The sequence below is a fragment of the Haladaptatus sp. QDMS2 genome (genome assembly GCF_029338295.1).
In the GTDB taxonomy this organism is placed as follows: Archaea; Halobacteriota; Halobacteria; order Halobacteriales; family Halococcaceae; genus QDMS2.
Genome location: NZ_CP119791.1, coordinates 1,826,657 through 1,842,234, shown reverse-complemented (window position 1 = coordinate 1,842,234; position 15,578 = coordinate 1,826,657). Strand labels below are relative to the sequence as shown.

Sequence of the window (15,578 nt, the reverse complement as noted above, 5' to 3'; positions counted from 1 at the left end):
GTTCGCCACAGTAGTATATAAATACATCTCCGTGTGGAGAATTCACCCTCTCGCCGTTCCAGCACGTGGTATGCGTATCCATGGGACACCAGCAGCCAACCGACAAAAAACGCCGTCTCGGCGAGCCCTCAGAACAGTGGAAACAGTATCAGGGCGCGCCGACCGGCACTGACATCGAGTGTAAGGGCTGGCGGCAGGAAGCGGCCCTGCGCATGCTCAACAACAACTTAGACCCGGACGTGGGCGAGCGACCGGAGGATCTCGTCGTCTACGGCGGGACCGGTCGCGCCGCCCGAAGCTGGGACGCCTACGACGCGATTCTCGCAGAACTCCGCGACCTCGACGACGACGAGACGCTGCTCGTCCAGTCCGGCAAGCCGGTCGGCCGGTTCACCACCCACGAACGCGCTCCGCGCGTCCTCATCGCGAACTCGAATCTGGTGGGTAAGTGGGATAACTGGGAGCACTTCCACGAACTCGAAGCCAAAGGCCTCATTATGTACGGCCAGATGACCGCCGGGTCGTGGGCCTACATCGGCACGCAGGGCATCATCCAGGGAACCTACGAGACGCTCGCCGAAGCGGGCCGCCAGCACTTCCCGGACGTGAAGGGCCTCACCGGAACCATCACCGTCACCGGTGGCCTCGGCGGGATGGGTGGGGCACAGCCCCTTGCCGTCACGATGAACCACGGCGTCTGCATCGCCGCGGAGGTGGACGAACACCGCATCGACCGCCGCATCGAGACGCGCTACTGCATGGAGAAGACCGACGACTTAGACGAGGCCATCGACATGGCCGAGGAAGCCGCAGAGAAGGGCGAACCGCTCTCCATCGGCCTCCACATGAACGCCGCCGACATGTTCGAGGGAATGCTCGAACGCGGGTTCGTCCCGGACATCGTCACCGACCAGACGAGCGCCCACGACGAACTAGAGGGGTACTACCCATCCGGCTACACCGTCGAAGAAGCCGACCAACTGCGCGCCGAAAATCCCGAGCAGTACGTCGAAGCAAGCCTTGATACGATGGTTCGCCACGTCGAAGGCATTCTCGCGATGCAGGAGAAGGGCGCTATTGCCTTCGAGTACGGGAACAACATTCGCGGGCAGGTCAAAGAACACCGTGGGATGGAACACGCATTCGACTTCGAGGGCTTCGTCCCGGCGTACATCCGCCCGCTGTTCTGCCGCGGCAAGGGGCCGTTCCGCTGGGCCGCACTCTCGGGTGACCCAGCCGACATCCACCGCACCGACGAAGCGGTCAAAGAACTGTTCCCTGAGAAGGACCACCTCCACCGCTGGATCGACCTCGCACAGGAGCAGGTCGCCTTCCAGGGCCTCCCTTCGAGGGTCTGCTGGCTCGGCTACTCGACGGACGACGAGGGCGTCACCGAGCGGGCGAAGTTCGCGCTCAAAATCAACGACCTCGTCCGCGACGGTGAAATCTCGGCTCCCGTCGTCGTCACCCGTGACCACCTCGATGCGGGCAGCGTCGCGAGTCCGAACCGCGAGACAGAAGCCATGCGTGACGGCTCTGACGCCGTGGCAGACTGGCCGATTCTCAACGCCCTGCTCAACTGTGCTGCGGGTGCAGACATCGTGAGCGTCCACGACGGCGGCGGCGTCGGCATCGGCAACGCGCTCCACACGAACAACCACGTCGTCCTCGACGGGACTGACCTCGCCGCTGAGAAGGCCCGCCGCGTGTTCACCACCGACCCTGGCATGGGCGTCATCCGCCACGCCGACGCCGGCTACGAGGAGGCCTTAGACGAGGCGACGGTGTCGAACGTCCCGATTCCGATGCGAGACCGCCAATGAAATTCAACCCACCCGCAGACTGGCAGGGGACCTCGTCGGACCCGAACGACGAGCAGTTCGGCCACGTCGTCCAGCAAACGTCGCTCGACGAAGCGGACGAGTACGACGCGGTCATCGTCGGCGAACCCTACGACGGGGCGGTCATCTCGCGGAAGGGCGCGGCGGATGGGCCCGCCGCCATTCGCGACGCGCTCGCCGGGACGAAGAGCCACCACTTCGACGCCGGGCCCGTCTCGAAAATCGGTGACCTCGGCGACGTGGCGATTCCATCTGGGTCAGTCGCAGAAGTTCAGGAAGCAGTCCTCGAAGCCACGAACGCGATTCACGGACAGGACGCGATTCCCGTGTTCCTCGGCGGGGACAACTCGCTCACATTCCCGAACGTGGCTCCACTTCTCGACGATGGCTCGGTCGGCGTCATCAACTTCGACGCCCATCTCGACGTGCGCGAAGTCCCTGAATCGGGGCTGACGAGTGGGACGCCGTACCGACAACTGCACGACGCGGGCCTCGATGGCTACGCTTGCGTCGGGGCGCGACACTTCGAGACGAGCACGAAGTACCACGACTTCGTCTGCGACAACGACGGCGAAGTCGTGACCGCAGAGGAGGCACGCGACGACCCGGTCACGGCCATCGACAGCGCCCTCTCCGCGCTCTCTCACGTGGATACGCTCTATCTGAGCGTGGATATCGACGTGCTGGACGCCGCCTACCCGGGGTCGAGCGCGCCGACACCGGGTGGTCTCTCGCCGGGCGACCTGTTCCGGATGGTCCGAATGGCTGCGAGCGACGACCGGGTCGCAGGCTTTGAAGTCGTGGAGTGCGCACCTCCACTCGATGCGAACAACCGAACCGTCGATGCGGCCGCGCGTACCGTCGCGCACTTCCTCGCGGGGTGGGCGGCGTGACTGACCTCGTCGTCTACGACGCCGCGGAACTGGTGGTTGGAAAGGCCGAGGACGCCCCGCTCGAACGCTACGAGAACGCCGCGATTGCGGTCGAGAATGGGAAGGTCGTCGCCGTCGGCCCAACAGACGAAGTCATCCGCGAGTACCCGCCAGAGAACGCCACAGAGGCAATCGACGCCACCGGCAGGACGGTGCTCCCCGGCTTCGTCGACCCACACACCCACGGCCTCTTTGCGGGCGACCGCTCCGACGAGTTCGAGGCCAAGCTGCGCGGCAAGACGTATCAGGAGATTCTCGCCGCCGGTGGCGGGATTCTCAAGTCCGTTCGGTCGGTGCGCGAGGCGAGCGACGAGACGCTCGTCACGAACTTGTTGGGACACTTAGACCGGATGCTCGCCCACGGGACGACGACGGTCGAAGTCAAATCCGGCTACGGCCTCGATACGGAGACGGAACTCCGGATGCTCGACGCGATTGCGGAAGCCGACGACCAGCATCCTATCGAGGTCGTCCCGACGTTCATGGGCGCACACGCCGTGCCGCAGGGAATGGACGCAGACGAGTACACCCAGGAAGTAATCGACGAACAACTGCCCGCCGTCGAAGCGCAGGGCATCGCCGAGTTCAACGACGTGTTCTGCGAGGAGGGCGTGTTCTCGGTCGAACAGTCTCGTCGCATCCTCGAAGCGGGCGAAGCGCACGGCCTCACGCCGAAGGTTCACGCCGAGGAACTGGCGCACATCGGCGGAACACAACTGGCCGCAGAGATTGGCGCGACGAGCGCAGACCACCTGCTTCACTCGACAGAGGAGGACATCGCCGCGCTCGTCGATGCGGGCGTCGTGCCCGTCCTCCTGCCGGGCACCGCATTCGGCCTCGGCGCAGAGTTCGCAGACGCCGAGATGATGCTCGACCAGGGTGCGCCCGTGGCCATCGCGACGGATTTCAACCCGAACTGCCACAGCCACTCGATGGGCTTCGCCCAGTCGCTCGCCTGCGTGGAGATGCGCATGACGCCGGCACAGGCGCTCGTCGCGGCGACCGATCACGCGGCGCTCGCGCTGGATAGACCGGACCTTGGCCGCCTCGACGTCGGTGCGCCCGCTGACCTCGTCGTCGTGGACGCGCCGAACCACGTTCACGTGCCGTATCAGTACGGGACGAATCTCGTCGAAACGGTCGTGAAGCACGGCGAGCGCGTCTACGGCTGACTCAGTTCACGTTTCGCTCCGCGTCGTCCCAGTACTCCTCTCGCAGGTCGGTTTTTCGGACCTTGCCGTAGGAACTGCGCGGAAGCTCGTCGACGATGTCGATTCGTTTCGGTTTCTTGTAGGCCGCGAGTTCGGCCTCGCAGGTGGCTTCGAGTTGTGACGCGAGCGTCGCCTCGTCTACATCCGCGTCGGGACGCGGTTCGACGACGGCGACCACTTTCTCCCCCCAGTAGTCGTCGGGGACGCCGATAACGGCGGCGTTCGAGACGGCCTCGTGGGTTGCGAGCACCTCCTCGATTTCGCGGGGGTATACGTTCATCCCGCCGGTGATTATCATGTCCTTCTTGCGGTCTAAGATGTAGAGGAGGCCGTTCTCGTCGAAGCGGCCCACGTCGCCGGTGTGGAGCCAGCCGTCGACGATGGTCTCCGCCGTTTTCTCGGGCAACTCCCAGTACCCGGGCGTGGCGAGCGGCGAGCGAACGGTAATCTCTCCGAGCTCGCCCCGCTCGACCGGCTCGTTTCGGTCGTCGACGAGGCGTACCTCTGCCGTGTCCACCTCGCGGCCCGCAGACTGGAGCAACTGCTCGTCTTCTGCGACTGCCCGGCGGTGGGTCTCGTGGTTGAGGACGGTGATGGTCATCGGGCACTCCATCTGGCCGTACGACTGGACGAACACGTCGCCGAAGGTGTCGAGCCCTTCCCGAAGGCGGGCGGCGCTCATCGGCGCACCGGCGTAGTAGAGATTTCGCAGCGACGAGAGGTCGCGGCCATCCTCGGGGTCGTAGGTGTCGAGGAGTTTGTAAATCATCGTCGGGACGACGAAGATAGAGTTCACGCCGTGGTCGTCCACCGCGTCGAGGAACTCATCGGGGTCGAACCCGTCTACGAGCAGGTTCGTCCCGCCGACCAGCATCGTCGATTCGACGAGGAAGCCCGTCCCGTGGGTGAGCGGGGCGGCGTGCAACGTCACCTCGCCGTCGCGCTGCCCGAGCTCGGTCTTGAGCGAGAGGGCGGTCGAGAGCCAGGTGTCGTGGGTGTGGGTGACGCCCTTCGGGAGGCCGGTCGTCCCGGAGGTGTACATCAGCGCACAGGGGTCGTCGCCGCTGCCCTCCGCTCGGGAGTCGGGGTCGGCCCCGAGCAGACGTTCGTAGGCGTGGGTCTCACCCGGGAACGTCGCCTCCTCGCCGACGACGACGTAGTGAGACGCGCGCGCCGTCATCTCGGCGCAGTGGGCTGCGAACTGTGATTCGACCACGAGCACGTCGATGCCGGCGTCAGAGACGAGGTGGTCGTGGTCGCCCGGCGTGAGCATCGTGTTGAGCGGCACTTTGAGCGCCCCGAGGCGGTAGGCGGCGACCGACGTTTCGACGAAGGCGGCGTGATTTTTCACCATCAGGCCGACGCGGTCGCCGGCTTCGACGCCCAACTCGGCGAGTCCCGCGACGAGACGGTCCACCCGGTCGTCGAGTTCCGCGTAGGTGCGCCCGTCGGGGACACCGCGTCCGAGGAGTGCGGTTCGGTCCGGGTGTCGTCGTGCGGCCCGTCGGAGAATATGCCCTAAGTTCATGTGTGTGACTCTCTGACGCGACACAAAACGATTGGCCTCGTGCCTCACCTTGCCGCAACCGATGGATTTCACGGCAAGAACGGGTGCCAATCCGACGATACAAGCCGCCGTGTCACCCTGTCTGGGTATGCCACACACGGCGTATTTCTACGACGACTTGGCGGTCGGCGACACCTTCGAGACGCGCGGACGGACCATCACCGAGAGTCACCTCGTCACTCACGCGGGCAACACGGGCGACATGAACGAACTCCAGATGAACGAGGAGTTCGCAAAGGAGACGCGCTTCGGCGAGCGGGCGGTTCACGCGCCGCTCACCTACTCGATGATGGAGGGACTCATCACGAGCGACTTCCGCCACGAGGACTCGAACATCTGCTACTACGGGCTCGACAAGATGCGCATCCCGAACCCGACGTTCGTCGGGGACACCATCACCGTCTCCCGCGAAATCATCGACCGCGAGGACCGCGAGGAAGGCGGCATCGTCACGTTCCACGACGAAGTGACGACGGGAGACGGGCGAACTGTCCTCGTCTGTGAGACGCTCGAATACATCCGGTCGCGCGAGTAATCACCAGGCTGCGTCGAGGAAGGAAACGATGTCTGCCTCCGTGATATCGCGCGGGCTGCTCGCGAGCGACGGTTCTCCAACGGCGATGGCCGCGACCGCCTCGAAATCGTCGCGGTCTACGCCCACGTCGCGGAGGCGAGTCGGCGTCCCGAGCGTCTCCTGAAGCGTCGCAATCGCGTCAACGACGGCGTCTACGACCTCGTCGTCGGTACCCGTCGCATCGACGCCCATCGCCCGAGCAATGCGTCGAATCGCCTCGGGAGCCTCGGGAGCGGTGAACCGGACGCCGTGAGGCAAGAGGATGCTGTTTCCGTCACCGTGCGAGAGCGGGTGACGGGCACAGAGAATGTGGTTCACCCCGTGATTGATGCTCACGCCGCCGACCACGCCGAGGCCGGAGAGCGCGGCCCCGAGTTGTGTCTGTACCCGAGCGTCCGCGTCGCCGGACACCGCACCCGGCAAGTTCTCGGTGAGCAGCCGAATCGCCTTCTCCGCCGTGGCCTGGTAGAACGGATTGTCGCTTCGCCCCTCCGAGTAGAGAATTTCCACCGCGTGATCGAGGGCGTTCATCCCGGTCGACGCGATGACGGCGTCGGGCGTGGTCGCGGCGACTGTAGGGTCGTACAGACACGCCTGCGGTCGCACCTTCTCGTCGAGCAGGACGACCTTCTCCTCCGGCGTCGAGACGCCACAGATGTTCGTCACCTCCGCGGCCGAGAGCGTCGTCACCACGCAGTAGAGTGGCACCTTCGCCGCCGGCAGGTCGGGTACCGTCACCTCACCGTCTACGGTGTGCGTTCTGAGTTGGTCGAGGTCGTCCGTCTCCTCGCCGGCGAAGATGGCGATGGCCTTGGCCGTGTCGCTCGCGCTGCCTCCGCCGACGCTCACGAGCGCGTCCGCCCCGCTGGCTTCGAGCCGCGAGACACCCTCTGTGACGGTCTCGTGGGGAACGTTCGGCCGCGCGCCCGTGTACGTCTCGACGAGTCGCTCGCCGATCGCGGCTCTCACGGGATCCATCACCGACGGCGTCGCGCCGACGTGTTCGCCCGTGACAACCATCACCCGTGCGTCAGCAGCGAGAAGGTCGTCGAGTCGAGAGACGCTCTCGTCGCCCCACACGAACCGTGCCCGTTCGAATTCGTGGTCGAAAAGCATGCCCAGAGCTACGGGTGAGTGCAGTTAGCACTTGTCATTCCGGCGATTGCTCTCGCCACGGTTGCTTTTATCCCAAACGTCTTAGGACGTGGTTACCCTTGACAAGGTAATGCAGTACAACGACTCTGCCCTCGCACAGGAAGTCGCGGGACGGGTACGAGAGTTCATGGACGACGTGGTGATTCCAGCAGAGCGAGAGCTCGAACCGGGCACGCTGGTCTCCGATTCGACGCTCGCGGACCTCCGCGAGCAGGCAAAGGAGTACGACATCTACGCGCCCCAGATTTCAGAAGAGTACGGTGGGATGGGCCTCGAATTCCGCGACGTGCTCCCCGCCTTCGAGGAGGCAGGTCGGAGCCTCCTCGGCGCGCCGGCGCTCCGCGTCGATGCGCCCGACGAGGGGAACATGCACACCTTCGAGATGCTTGGTACGAAAGCACAGAAAGACGAATGGCTTCGCCCGCTCGTCGAGGGTGAGATTCACTCCGGATTCGCGATGACCGAGCCGATTCAGGGCGGTGGCTCCGACCCGAAGATGCTCCAGACGAGCGCGGAGAAGGACGGCGACGAGTGGGTCGTAAATGGGCACAAGTGGTGGACCACGAACGGGAGCGACGCGAGCATTCTCATCGTGATGGCCCGGACGGACTTCGACGCCCACCCGTACCAAGGTGCGTCGCTCATCCTCGTCCCCATCGACACCCCCGGCGTGGAAATCGTCCGCGACATCCCGCACACCGGCGGCGGCGTCCTCGGGACGGTCCACTCGGAGATCAAGTTCGACGACGTGCGCGTCCCCGGGGAAAACCTCCTCGGCACCGAGAACATGGGTTTCACACACGCCCAACAGCGCCTCGGTCCCGCACGGCTGACCCACTGTATGCGCTTTTCGGGGATGGCCCAGCGGTCGCTCGACGTGGCGAAGGCCTACATCTCAGAGCGTGAGGCGTTCGGCGGTCCAATCGCAGAGAAACAGGGGCCTCGCTTTGCCATCGCCGAACACGAGACGAAACTCCACGCCGCCCGGACGATGGTTCGTCACGCCGCGTGGCAACAGAACGAGGGTGATGAGGCCCGCATCCCCGTCTCGATGTGTAAGGTGTTCACCGCGAACGTCGCCCAGGAGGCCATCGACACCGCGCTACAGTTCTGTGGCGCAAACGGCATGGGGAAAGACCTCCCGATCTCTGACTTCTACGAGGAAGTTCGCCAGTTCCGCATCGTGGACGGCGCAGACGAGGTTCACAAGCGCGTCATCGCCCGCGACGCCTTCGACGAAGTGAACCCCGATGAACTCTCCACCCTGACGCGATTCGACGGCTGAACAGTCACCGGGGGTGACAGCAACCGCCGACGGCTTGCGAAAACCCTTATACTGGTATTTCATACCACAGGACACATGCGAATCGACGAGTTGCTGGAGATGCGAGTCGAAAAGACGCCGGCGAAACCGTTTCTGACGTTCGAATCGCAGCAGTACACCTACGCCGAAACCGTCGCCGCCTCGAAGCGCTACGCGAACGCCCTCGCCGAGTGGGGCGTCGAACAGGGCGACCGAGTCGCACTCTTTCTGCAGAACCGGCCGGAGTTCCTGTTCACGATGTTCGCGAACGCCTACCTCGACAGCATCACCGCGCCCTCGAACCCCGAATACAAGGCGAGCGCGCTTCGCCACTCCCTCGAACTCTCACAGCCCGTGGTGCTCGTCACCTCGGAACCGCTGCTCAACACGGCGATCGAGGCGGCCCGCGGAACCACCGTCGAGGAGATTCTCGTCGTGGACGACGTCGAAGACTACCAGTCGCTGCCGGCGCTCGCGGCGAACCAATCGACGGACGTGACCACGCCTGCATCTGACGACCGGGCAATCGGCCTCCACATGTACACCTCCGGGACGACGGGGCCGCCGAAGGCGGTCGAGTGCGAACACCGCAACTGGACCATCTCGGCCATCGACTTCCAGAAACGGATGGGCTTCACCCACGAGGACGTGCTGTTCACCGCGCTGCCGCTGTTCCACGCGAACGCCCAGATTTACTCGACGCTCGGCGCGGCCGCCGCCGGGGCGGAGGTCGTCATCTACGAGAAGTTCTCTTCCTCTAGCTGGTGGGACTGGTGTCGCGAACACGGCGTCACCGAGTTCAACGCGATGGGGAGCATGCTGAAGATGCTCGACAACATGCCACCCGCCGAGGACGACGCGGACAACCCCGTCGAGTACGTCTTCTCGGCCGGAACGCCCGCCGACCTATTCGAACCGTTCGAGGAACGCTTCGACATTCAGATCGTGGAGGGGTACTCGCTCACCGAAGACCCCCTGCTCATGCTCAACCCCACGAACAAAGCAAAGCGCAAGGTGGGAAGCATCGGCCTGCCACCCGCCGAAAAGCGCATCAAGGTCGTGGACGACGACGGCAACGAGGTGCCCCGCGGCGAGAAGGGTGAAATCATCCAGAACTGCCCGGCGATGCTCGCGAGTTACTACCGCCAACCGGACAAGACCGACGAGGCGGTCGTCGACGGGTGGTTCTACACCGGCGATTACGGAAAAATCGACGAGGACGGCTTCGTCTACTTCTTAGACCGCAAGAAGGACATCGTCCGTCGGGGCGGGGAGAACATCTCGACGTACGAAATCGAGGGCGTCATCAAGGCGCTTGACGCGGTCGAAGAAGTCGCCATCATCCCGAGTCCAGACGAGTTCTACGACGAAGTGGTGAAGGCGCTCGTCATCAAGAAGGAGGGCCACGACCTCACGCCGGAGGAAATCATCGAGGTTTGCGAAGCGGAACTCTCGTCGTTCAAAGTCCCCCAGTACGTCGAATTCGTCGACGAGTTCCCGTACACGCCGACGGGGAAGATACAGAAGCAGAAGCTCAGGACGCGAGAAAACGAAGAGCGCCCCGAGCACTGGTCGCGGGAATAAAACCGCACCGACGAAACTCAGCGCCCGGTGTCGTACTTGTACGTCGCTCCCTTGGGGTCGATACCGAAGTCCTCTGCCGTGTCTTCGGGTTCCGGTTCGACGTACTTTTCCGCGTTCTTGAATCGCTCTCTGAGCGCTTCTGGAATCGAGAAGTCGTCGATTTCGACCACGACCGGCGCCGCCTCGGGTTCTAACTCCTCGCGCTTTTCGTCGAGTCGCTGCTGGAGCTTTTCGGGCAACTCGTCGGCCGAAATCGACTCGAAGCCGAACTGGGCGAGGTACTCCGGTGCGCCGGTCAGCGCGTACACCGTCTCGAAATCGGCGTCTTTCGCCTTCGTGACGAGGCGTTCGACGACGTGCGCGCCGACACCCTGGCCGCGCCAATCTTCGAGCGTGCCGATGCTCGTGAGTTCGAGAATCTCGCTGTCGTCGTCGAGGACGTGAATGCGGATGCGTCCGAACCCAGCGCGTTCGTTCGTGTTCTCGTCGACCGCAATCACGTAGTCCCGAGAGCGAAAGGCCGTGCCGTCGAGCCCCATCGCCTCGATGTGGTCGAGCAGCCAGACCTCATCTCGGTTCCTCGCATCTCGGACGTACATGCTGGGTCGTTGTCGCGCGACGAGCAAAAGGATTTGGCGCGCGATTCGGGGGAGGAAGCCCCACCACTCGGTGTCAAACTGTGACACTGCGTTGTGATGTCGTGGCACAACTACTTTGTATTCCGTTGAATATCTCCATATAGACATCCCATGGAATCTCTCGAGGACTTTGACGACATCGTGTACGAACCTTCCCAAGAGTTCGTCGAATCGACGAACGTCTGGCGGTTCATGCAGGAACACGGCATCGAAGATTACGACGAGCTCATCGAGCGAACTACCGTCGACCGAGGCGACGGCGAGTCGGGTGTGGAGTGGTTCTGGGACGAACTCGTCGACTGGATGGACATCGAGTTCTACGAGGACTACGACGAGGTGCGCGACGACACGGACGGGCCGCAGTTCTCGAAGTGGTATCCGGGCGGCAAACTCAACATCGCACACAACACGGTCGATCGCCACGCGGCTATCGATTCGCCGAACCGAAACAAGGTCGCCTGTATCTGGGAGGGCGAACCGGGCGACGTGCGAGAACTCACCTACCACGAACTCGCTCGTCAGTCCAATCAGGTGGCGAACGCGCTCGCAGAACGGGGCATCGAGAAGGGCGACACCGTCGGCCTCTACATGCCGATGGTTCCCGAAGTCATCTCGATTCTCTACGGCTGTTTCAAGGTCGGCGCAATCGCCGTGCCCATCTTCTCCGGGTTCGGGGTCGACGCGACGGCGACGCGCATCGAGGACGCAGAGTGTCGCGTCCTCTTTACGGGTGACGGGTTCTACCGCCGCGGCAGCGAAGTCCGCCTCAAAGGGCAGGCAGACGAGGCTATCGAGGAGGCCGGGCACGTCGAACACACTATCGTCTACAACCGCTTCGACGACGAGGATACGCCGTGGGACGACGCCCGCGACGAGTGGTGGGCGGACGCCGTCCTCACGCAGGACGACGAGTTCGAGACGGTCGCGATGGACTCCTCGGACGAGTCGATGCTCCTCTACTCCTCTGGAACGACGGGCATGCCGAAGGGCATCGTCCACACCCACGCGGGCGTCCAACTGATGACGGCCAAAGAGATTCACTTCGGATTCGACCAGAAGCCGAGCGACCGCTTCTTCTGGGTCTCCGACATCGGCTGGATGATGGGGCCGTGGACGCTCATCGGGAACCACACCTTCGGCGGCACTATCATGATGTACGAGGGTGCGCCTGACTACCCGAACCCGGACCGATTCTGGGAGATGATCGACCGGCACAAACTCTCTACGTTCGGTATCTCTCCGACGGCCATCCGCGCGATTCGCAAGAAGGGCGACCACTGGGTCGAGGGTCACGACCTCTCGTCGCTGCGCCTGCTCGGTTCGACCGGCGAACCGTGGGACCCCGAATCCTGGATGTGGTTCTTCAACGAAGTTGGCGGCGGCGACACGCCGATTATCAACATCTCCGGCGGGACCGAAATCTGCGGTTGCTTCCTCATGCCGATGCCGATTCAGCCGCTCAAGCCGTGTACCCTCGGCGGCCCCGGACTCGGCATGGCCATCGACATCGTAAACGAGAACGGCGACTCCATCGCCGAGAACCACGAACGCGGCTACCTCGTCGCTCGCGACTCGGTCCCGTCGATGACCAAGAGCCTCTGGGACGGCGACGAACACTATCTGGAGGAGTACTGGTCGAAGTTCGGGGACATGTGGAATCACGGCGACTGGGCCCAGAAGGACGAAGACGGCCTCTGGTTCCTCCACGGGCGCTCCGACGACGTGCTGAACGTGGCTGGCCGCAAGGTCGGCCCGGCGGAAGTCGAAGGCGCGCTCATCGAACACGACGCGGTCAATCAGGCCGCCGCCGTCGGCGTCGACGACGACACCACCGGAACCGCCGTCGTCGCCTACGTGATTCTCGAAGACGGCGTCGAAGAGACCGACGACCTGCGCGCGGAACTCACAGACCAGGTGGGCGAAGAACTCGGCAAGCCGTTCCGCCCACGCGAAATCCTATTCGTCAACGAGTTCCCGAAGACCCAGAGCGGGAAAATCATCCGTCGCGCCATCGCTTCGGCCTACGCCGGCGGGAGCATGGGCGACCTCTCCAGCATCGAGAACCCCGACGCGCTGGACGCCATCAAGAACGCTCGGTAAGCTTCGACTCGCACCACTTTTGCTCGCGCCGTCACTACGACCAGCCATGAACACGTTCGCCGACCTGCTGGCCCGCGACCGCCGGAGCAACGCCTCGGCCCTCCGGGCACACGGGAGTCGCGTCCGGCGGTACAATTACACCCAGTTGTGTACCCTCTCGTGGCAGTCGGGGAGCGTCCTCCGCCACGTCGGCGTCACGAAGGGGCGACGGGTCGCCCTCGCCGCCTCACCGTCTCCCGAGCCGGTCCTCACGTTCCTCGGCGCGGGCCTGCTCGGCGCGACGGTCGAGTTCGAACCCGAAACGGAGGTTGACGCTCGCGCACTCGTCGCGCCCTCCGCGACGATTGCAGACTACGAACTGCCACCCGGCGGCCAGCGAATCGCCTACGGCGAGCGCCCAGACGACCCCTCCACGATGTTCTTCGAGAAGGAGGTCTGGAGCGAGAACCCGGTGATTCCGCCCATCGACATCTCGGCCGACGACGAGGTGCTTTCGGCGGGTGGGGCGGTCTACACGCAGGGGCAACTGCTCGCGGCGGCGGAGCGCGTGGTTGACGAATACGACCTCACCGACGAAGACGAGGTTGCCGTTCGCACCCCGCTCACCGAACCCGGGACCGTCGTCGCCGGGATTCTCGCGCCGCTCGTCGTCGGTGGGACGATTGTCTTCCCCGGGGACGACGGCGAGGGAACGATTGCGGTTGCAGAGGGCGAGGCTTCGGAAGGACGCGTGATTCGACTCGATACTGAATCGTTTGGACTGGAGACGTAACTCCGCGCGAGTCGCCCCACGAGCCACCCGCTCGAGATGGAAGGTACTTGTCCGTTCAGTCGTAATGCCAGTCAATGACTGTCATTGCAGAGCTCCGGTTGTCGAGCGACGAACTGCCGCTGATGGCAGCGTTGTCTCCCGTTCCGGACCTCGAACTCACCGTCGAGCAAGCCGTGGCGACGGACCCTTCGAAGTTGCGACTGTTTCTCTGGGCCGCAGGCGACGACTTCGAACGTTTCGAAACGGGATTGGATGGAGACGAGACGGTTCTCGACTACACCGTATTAGACGACCTCTCTGAACGCAAGCTCTACCGCGTGGCGGTGTCGCCGGAGGCGAACGTGGTTCTTTACCCCATCAGCGTCGAGATCGGCGCGACGCAACTCTCGGTGGTTGCGACACATCGCGGTCTCAGGGTCCGGATGCGGTTCCAAGACAGAGAGTCGCTGAAGGAGTTTCAGTCGCGCTGTCGAGACGCGGACGTCGCCGTCGAACTGCGTCAACTCTATCGGAGCGGCGGGACCGACGAGGAAGCGAGTTTTGGACTCTCTGAGAAACAGCGACAGACCCTCACGAAAGCGGTTGCGCTCGGATTCTTCAAGGTTCCGCGCGAGACGAGCCTCGATGGGCTCGCCGAAAAACTCGACGTGTCGAATCAAGCCACCTCAGAGCGCATTCGCCGGGCGACCGAGACGCTGGTCAGAAGTACGATTGGCATAGACGGTTAGAAACTGTTCTTCAGCTTCTCGAAGAAGCCTTCGCTCACGTCCACTTCCTCCCCGCCGGCTTCGGCGAACTTCTTGAGCGCCTTCTTCTGTTCTTTGCTGAGTTTCTCCGGGGTGACGACTTGTACCTTCACGAACATGCTTCCCTTGCTACGGCGGCGCAGGCGCGGCATACCCTTGCCTTTCAGGCGGAAGGTTTCGCCCGATTGCGTGCCCTTCGGGATGTCCATGGTGACGCTGCCGTCGAGGGTTTCGATTTCCACCTTGTCGCCGAAGACGGCCTGCGGGAAGGAGATTGGGTGGCGGTAGTACAGGTCGTCGCCGTCGCGCTCGAAGTCCGGGTGCGGTTCGACCTGGATGTCGATGAGCAGGTCGCCATTTGGCCCGCCTTTCTCACCTGGTGCGCCCTCGCCGTCCATCCGGAGGGTCTGGCCGTCGCGGATGCCCGCCGGAACGTCCACCGAAAGCGTCGCCTCGCGGCGCACGCGCCCGTCGCCGTGGCAGGTGTCACACGTCTCCGAATAGAGCGTGCCCTCGCCGCCACAGTGGTTACAGGTCTGCGTCTGCTGGATGCGTCCGAGTGGCGTCTGCTGGACGTGGGTAGTCTGGCCCTGACCGTCACATTGTGGGCAGGTCTCCGCGTCGGCGTCCGCGGGATGGCCCTTCCCGTTACAGTCGTCACACTGTTCGGGCCGGGTGAGGGTGAACTGGCGCTGGAGGCCGTCGTGGGCGTCCTGTAGCGTGATGGTCATCGACGTGCGCAGGTTCTGGCCCTGGCGTGGGCCGTTGCGCTGGTTGCGGCCGCCGCCGAAGAACTGCTCGAAGATGTCGTTCATCCCGCCCATGCCGCCACCGCCGCCGCCGAATCCGCCGAAGCCACCGGCTCCGCCACCGCCAGCGCCGCCGTCGAACCCGCCGCGTTTTTCGGCCTGTTCGAACCGCTCGTGGCCCATGCGGTCGTAGGCGCGACGTTTCTCTTCGTCAGAGAGGACCTCCTTCGCTTTCTTCGCCTGCTTGAACTTCTCGTCTGCGTTGGGGTCGTCACTGACGTCAGGGTGATACTGCGCTGCCTTCTTTCTGAAGGCGCTCTTTATCTCGTCTTCGTCAGCGTCACGCGAGACGCCGAGCACTTCGTAGAAGTCCTCGCTCATTCGTTATCCGTGGTAATCCCCGGAA

At 63.9% G+C, this 15,578-nt stretch carries 13 protein-coding genes; 9 read left to right on the top strand and 4 right to left on the bottom strand.

What is annotated here, in order from left to right:
• The first annotated feature begins 80 nt into the window (after positions 1 to 80).
• From hutU to hutI, 3 genes are read left to right on the top strand one after another with little or no spacing between them, the layout of a single operon-like run.
• Positions 81 to 1,823, top strand: a complete 1,743-nt coding sequence (gene hutU / locus P1M51_RS10055; protein WP_276248070.1) for a urocanate hydratase — start codon at positions 81 to 83, stop codon at positions 1,821 to 1,823.
• Positions 1,820 to 2,734, top strand: a complete 915-nt coding sequence (hutG, locus tag P1M51_RS10050; protein ID WP_276248069.1) for a formimidoylglutamase — start codon at positions 1,820 to 1,822, stop codon at positions 2,732 to 2,734. Before hutU ends, hutG begins: the two co-directional genes overlap by 4 nt.
• Positions 2,731 to 3,945: an imidazolonepropionase gene (gene hutI / locus P1M51_RS10045; RefSeq protein WP_276248068.1), complete on the top strand. Its 1,215-nt coding sequence runs from the start codon at positions 2,731 to 2,733 to the stop codon at positions 3,943 to 3,945. Before hutG ends, hutI begins: the two co-directional genes overlap by 4 nt.
• 1 nt (position 3,946) lies before the next feature.
• Here hutI and P1M51_RS10040 read toward each other — a convergent pair whose 3' ends face one another.
• Positions 3,947 to 5,512 (bottom strand): long-chain fatty acid--CoA ligase, encoded by a 1,566-nt coding sequence (locus tag P1M51_RS10040; RefSeq protein WP_276248067.1) that lies wholly within the window; start codon positions 5,510 to 5,512, stop codon positions 3,947 to 3,949.
• 127 nt (positions 5,513 to 5,639) lie between these two features.
• On the opposite strand from P1M51_RS10040, the gene P1M51_RS10035 reads away from it, so the two are divergent.
• Positions 5,640 to 6,086: a MaoC/PaaZ C-terminal domain-containing protein gene (locus P1M51_RS10035; protein ID WP_276248066.1), complete on the top strand. Its 447-nt coding sequence runs from the start codon at positions 5,640 to 5,642 to the stop codon at positions 6,084 to 6,086.
• On the opposite strand, the gene P1M51_RS10030 is transcribed toward P1M51_RS10035, so the two are convergent.
• A complete protein-coding gene (locus P1M51_RS10030; protein ID WP_276248065.1) occupies positions 6,087 to 7,241 on the bottom strand; it encodes an iron-containing alcohol dehydrogenase family protein in 1,155 nt (384 codons plus the stop codon). It abuts the gene before it with no gap.
• Positions 7,242 to 7,350: 109 nt separating this feature from the next.
• Between P1M51_RS10030 and P1M51_RS10025 the strand changes: the two genes are divergently transcribed.
• The gene (locus P1M51_RS10025; RefSeq protein WP_276248064.1) at positions 7,351 to 8,565 is read left to right on the top strand and encodes an acyl-CoA dehydrogenase family protein; all 1,215 of its coding nucleotides are present in this window, start codon (positions 7,351 to 7,353) and stop codon (positions 8,563 to 8,565) included.
• A 75-nt stretch (positions 8,566 to 8,640) separates the two neighbouring features.
• Positions 8,641 to 10,167 (top strand): class I adenylate-forming enzyme family protein, encoded by a 1,527-nt coding sequence (locus P1M51_RS10020; RefSeq protein ID WP_276248063.1) that lies wholly within the window; start codon positions 8,641 to 8,643, stop codon positions 10,165 to 10,167.
• Positions 10,168 to 10,184: 17 nt separating this feature from the next.
• Here the strand turns inward: P1M51_RS10020 and P1M51_RS10015 are convergent, their stop codons facing one another.
• Complete coding sequence (locus P1M51_RS10015) at positions 10,185 to 10,766, bottom strand: GNAT family N-acetyltransferase (RefSeq protein ID WP_276248062.1); 582 nt, start codon at positions 10,764 to 10,766, stop codon at positions 10,185 to 10,187.
• A 150-nt stretch (positions 10,767 to 10,916) separates the two neighbouring features.
• Between P1M51_RS10015 and P1M51_RS10010 the strand changes: the two genes are divergently transcribed.
• The 3 genes from P1M51_RS10010 (at position 10,917) to P1M51_RS10000 (ending at position 14,405) form a co-directional block, all read left to right on the top strand.
• The gene (locus tag P1M51_RS10010) at positions 10,917 to 12,905 is read left to right on the top strand and encodes an AMP-binding protein (protein WP_276248061.1); all 1,989 of its coding nucleotides are present in this window, start codon (positions 10,917 to 10,919) and stop codon (positions 12,903 to 12,905) included.
• 46 nt (positions 12,906 to 12,951) lie between these two features.
• On the top strand, positions 12,952 to 13,677 hold the full coding sequence (locus tag P1M51_RS10005) for a hypothetical protein (protein WP_276248060.1): 726 nt from the start codon (positions 12,952 to 12,954) through the stop codon (positions 13,675 to 13,677).
• A 74-nt stretch (positions 13,678 to 13,751) separates the two neighbouring features.
• On the top strand, positions 13,752 to 14,405 hold the full coding sequence (locus P1M51_RS10000; RefSeq protein WP_276248059.1) for a helix-turn-helix domain-containing protein: 654 nt from the start codon (positions 13,752 to 13,754) through the stop codon (positions 14,403 to 14,405).
• Here the strand turns inward: P1M51_RS10000 and dnaJ are convergent.
• A complete protein-coding gene (dnaJ, locus tag P1M51_RS09995; protein ID WP_276248058.1) occupies positions 14,402 to 15,553 on the bottom strand; it encodes a molecular chaperone DnaJ in 1,152 nt (383 codons plus the stop codon). The two genes, P1M51_RS10000 and dnaJ, sit on opposite strands and share 4 nt — an antisense overlap.
• Positions 15,554 to 15,578: the final 25 nt, after the last annotated feature.

Coding starts and splice junctions, on each gene's coding strand:
- P1M51_RS10020 (WP_276248063.1), top strand. CDS start 8,641: ATGCGAATCGACGAGTTGCTGGAGATGCGAGTCGAAAAGACGCCGGCG.
- dnaJ (WP_276248058.1), bottom strand. CDS start 15,553: ATGAGCGAGGACTTCTACGAAGTGCTCGGCGTCTCGCGTGACGCTGAC.
- P1M51_RS10000 (WP_276248059.1), top strand. CDS start 13,752: ATGACTGTCATTGCAGAGCTCCGGTTGTCGAGCGACGAACTGCCGCTG.
- P1M51_RS10005 (WP_276248060.1), top strand. CDS start 12,952: ATGAACACGTTCGCCGACCTGCTGGCCCGCGACCGCCGGAGCAACGCC.
- P1M51_RS10010 (WP_276248061.1), top strand. CDS start 10,917: ATGGAATCTCTCGAGGACTTTGACGACATCGTGTACGAACCTTCCCAA.
- P1M51_RS10035 (WP_276248066.1), top strand. CDS start 5,640: ATGCCACACACGGCGTATTTCTACGACGACTTGGCGGTCGGCGACACC.
- P1M51_RS10040 (WP_276248067.1), bottom strand. CDS start 5,512: ATGAACTTAGGGCATATTCTCCGACGGGCCGCACGACGACACCCGGAC.
- P1M51_RS10015 (WP_276248062.1), bottom strand. CDS start 10,766: ATGTACGTCCGAGATGCGAGGAACCGAGATGAGGTCTGGCTGCTCGAC.
- P1M51_RS10025 (WP_276248064.1), top strand. CDS start 7,351: ATGCAGTACAACGACTCTGCCCTCGCACAGGAAGTCGCGGGACGGGTA.
- hutG (WP_276248069.1), top strand. CDS start 1,820: ATGAAATTCAACCCACCCGCAGACTGGCAGGGGACCTCGTCGGACCCG.
- P1M51_RS10030 (WP_276248065.1), bottom strand. CDS start 7,241: ATGCTTTTCGACCACGAATTCGAACGGGCACGGTTCGTGTGGGGCGAC.
- hutU (WP_276248070.1), top strand. CDS start 81: ATGGGACACCAGCAGCCAACCGACAAAAAACGCCGTCTCGGCGAGCCC.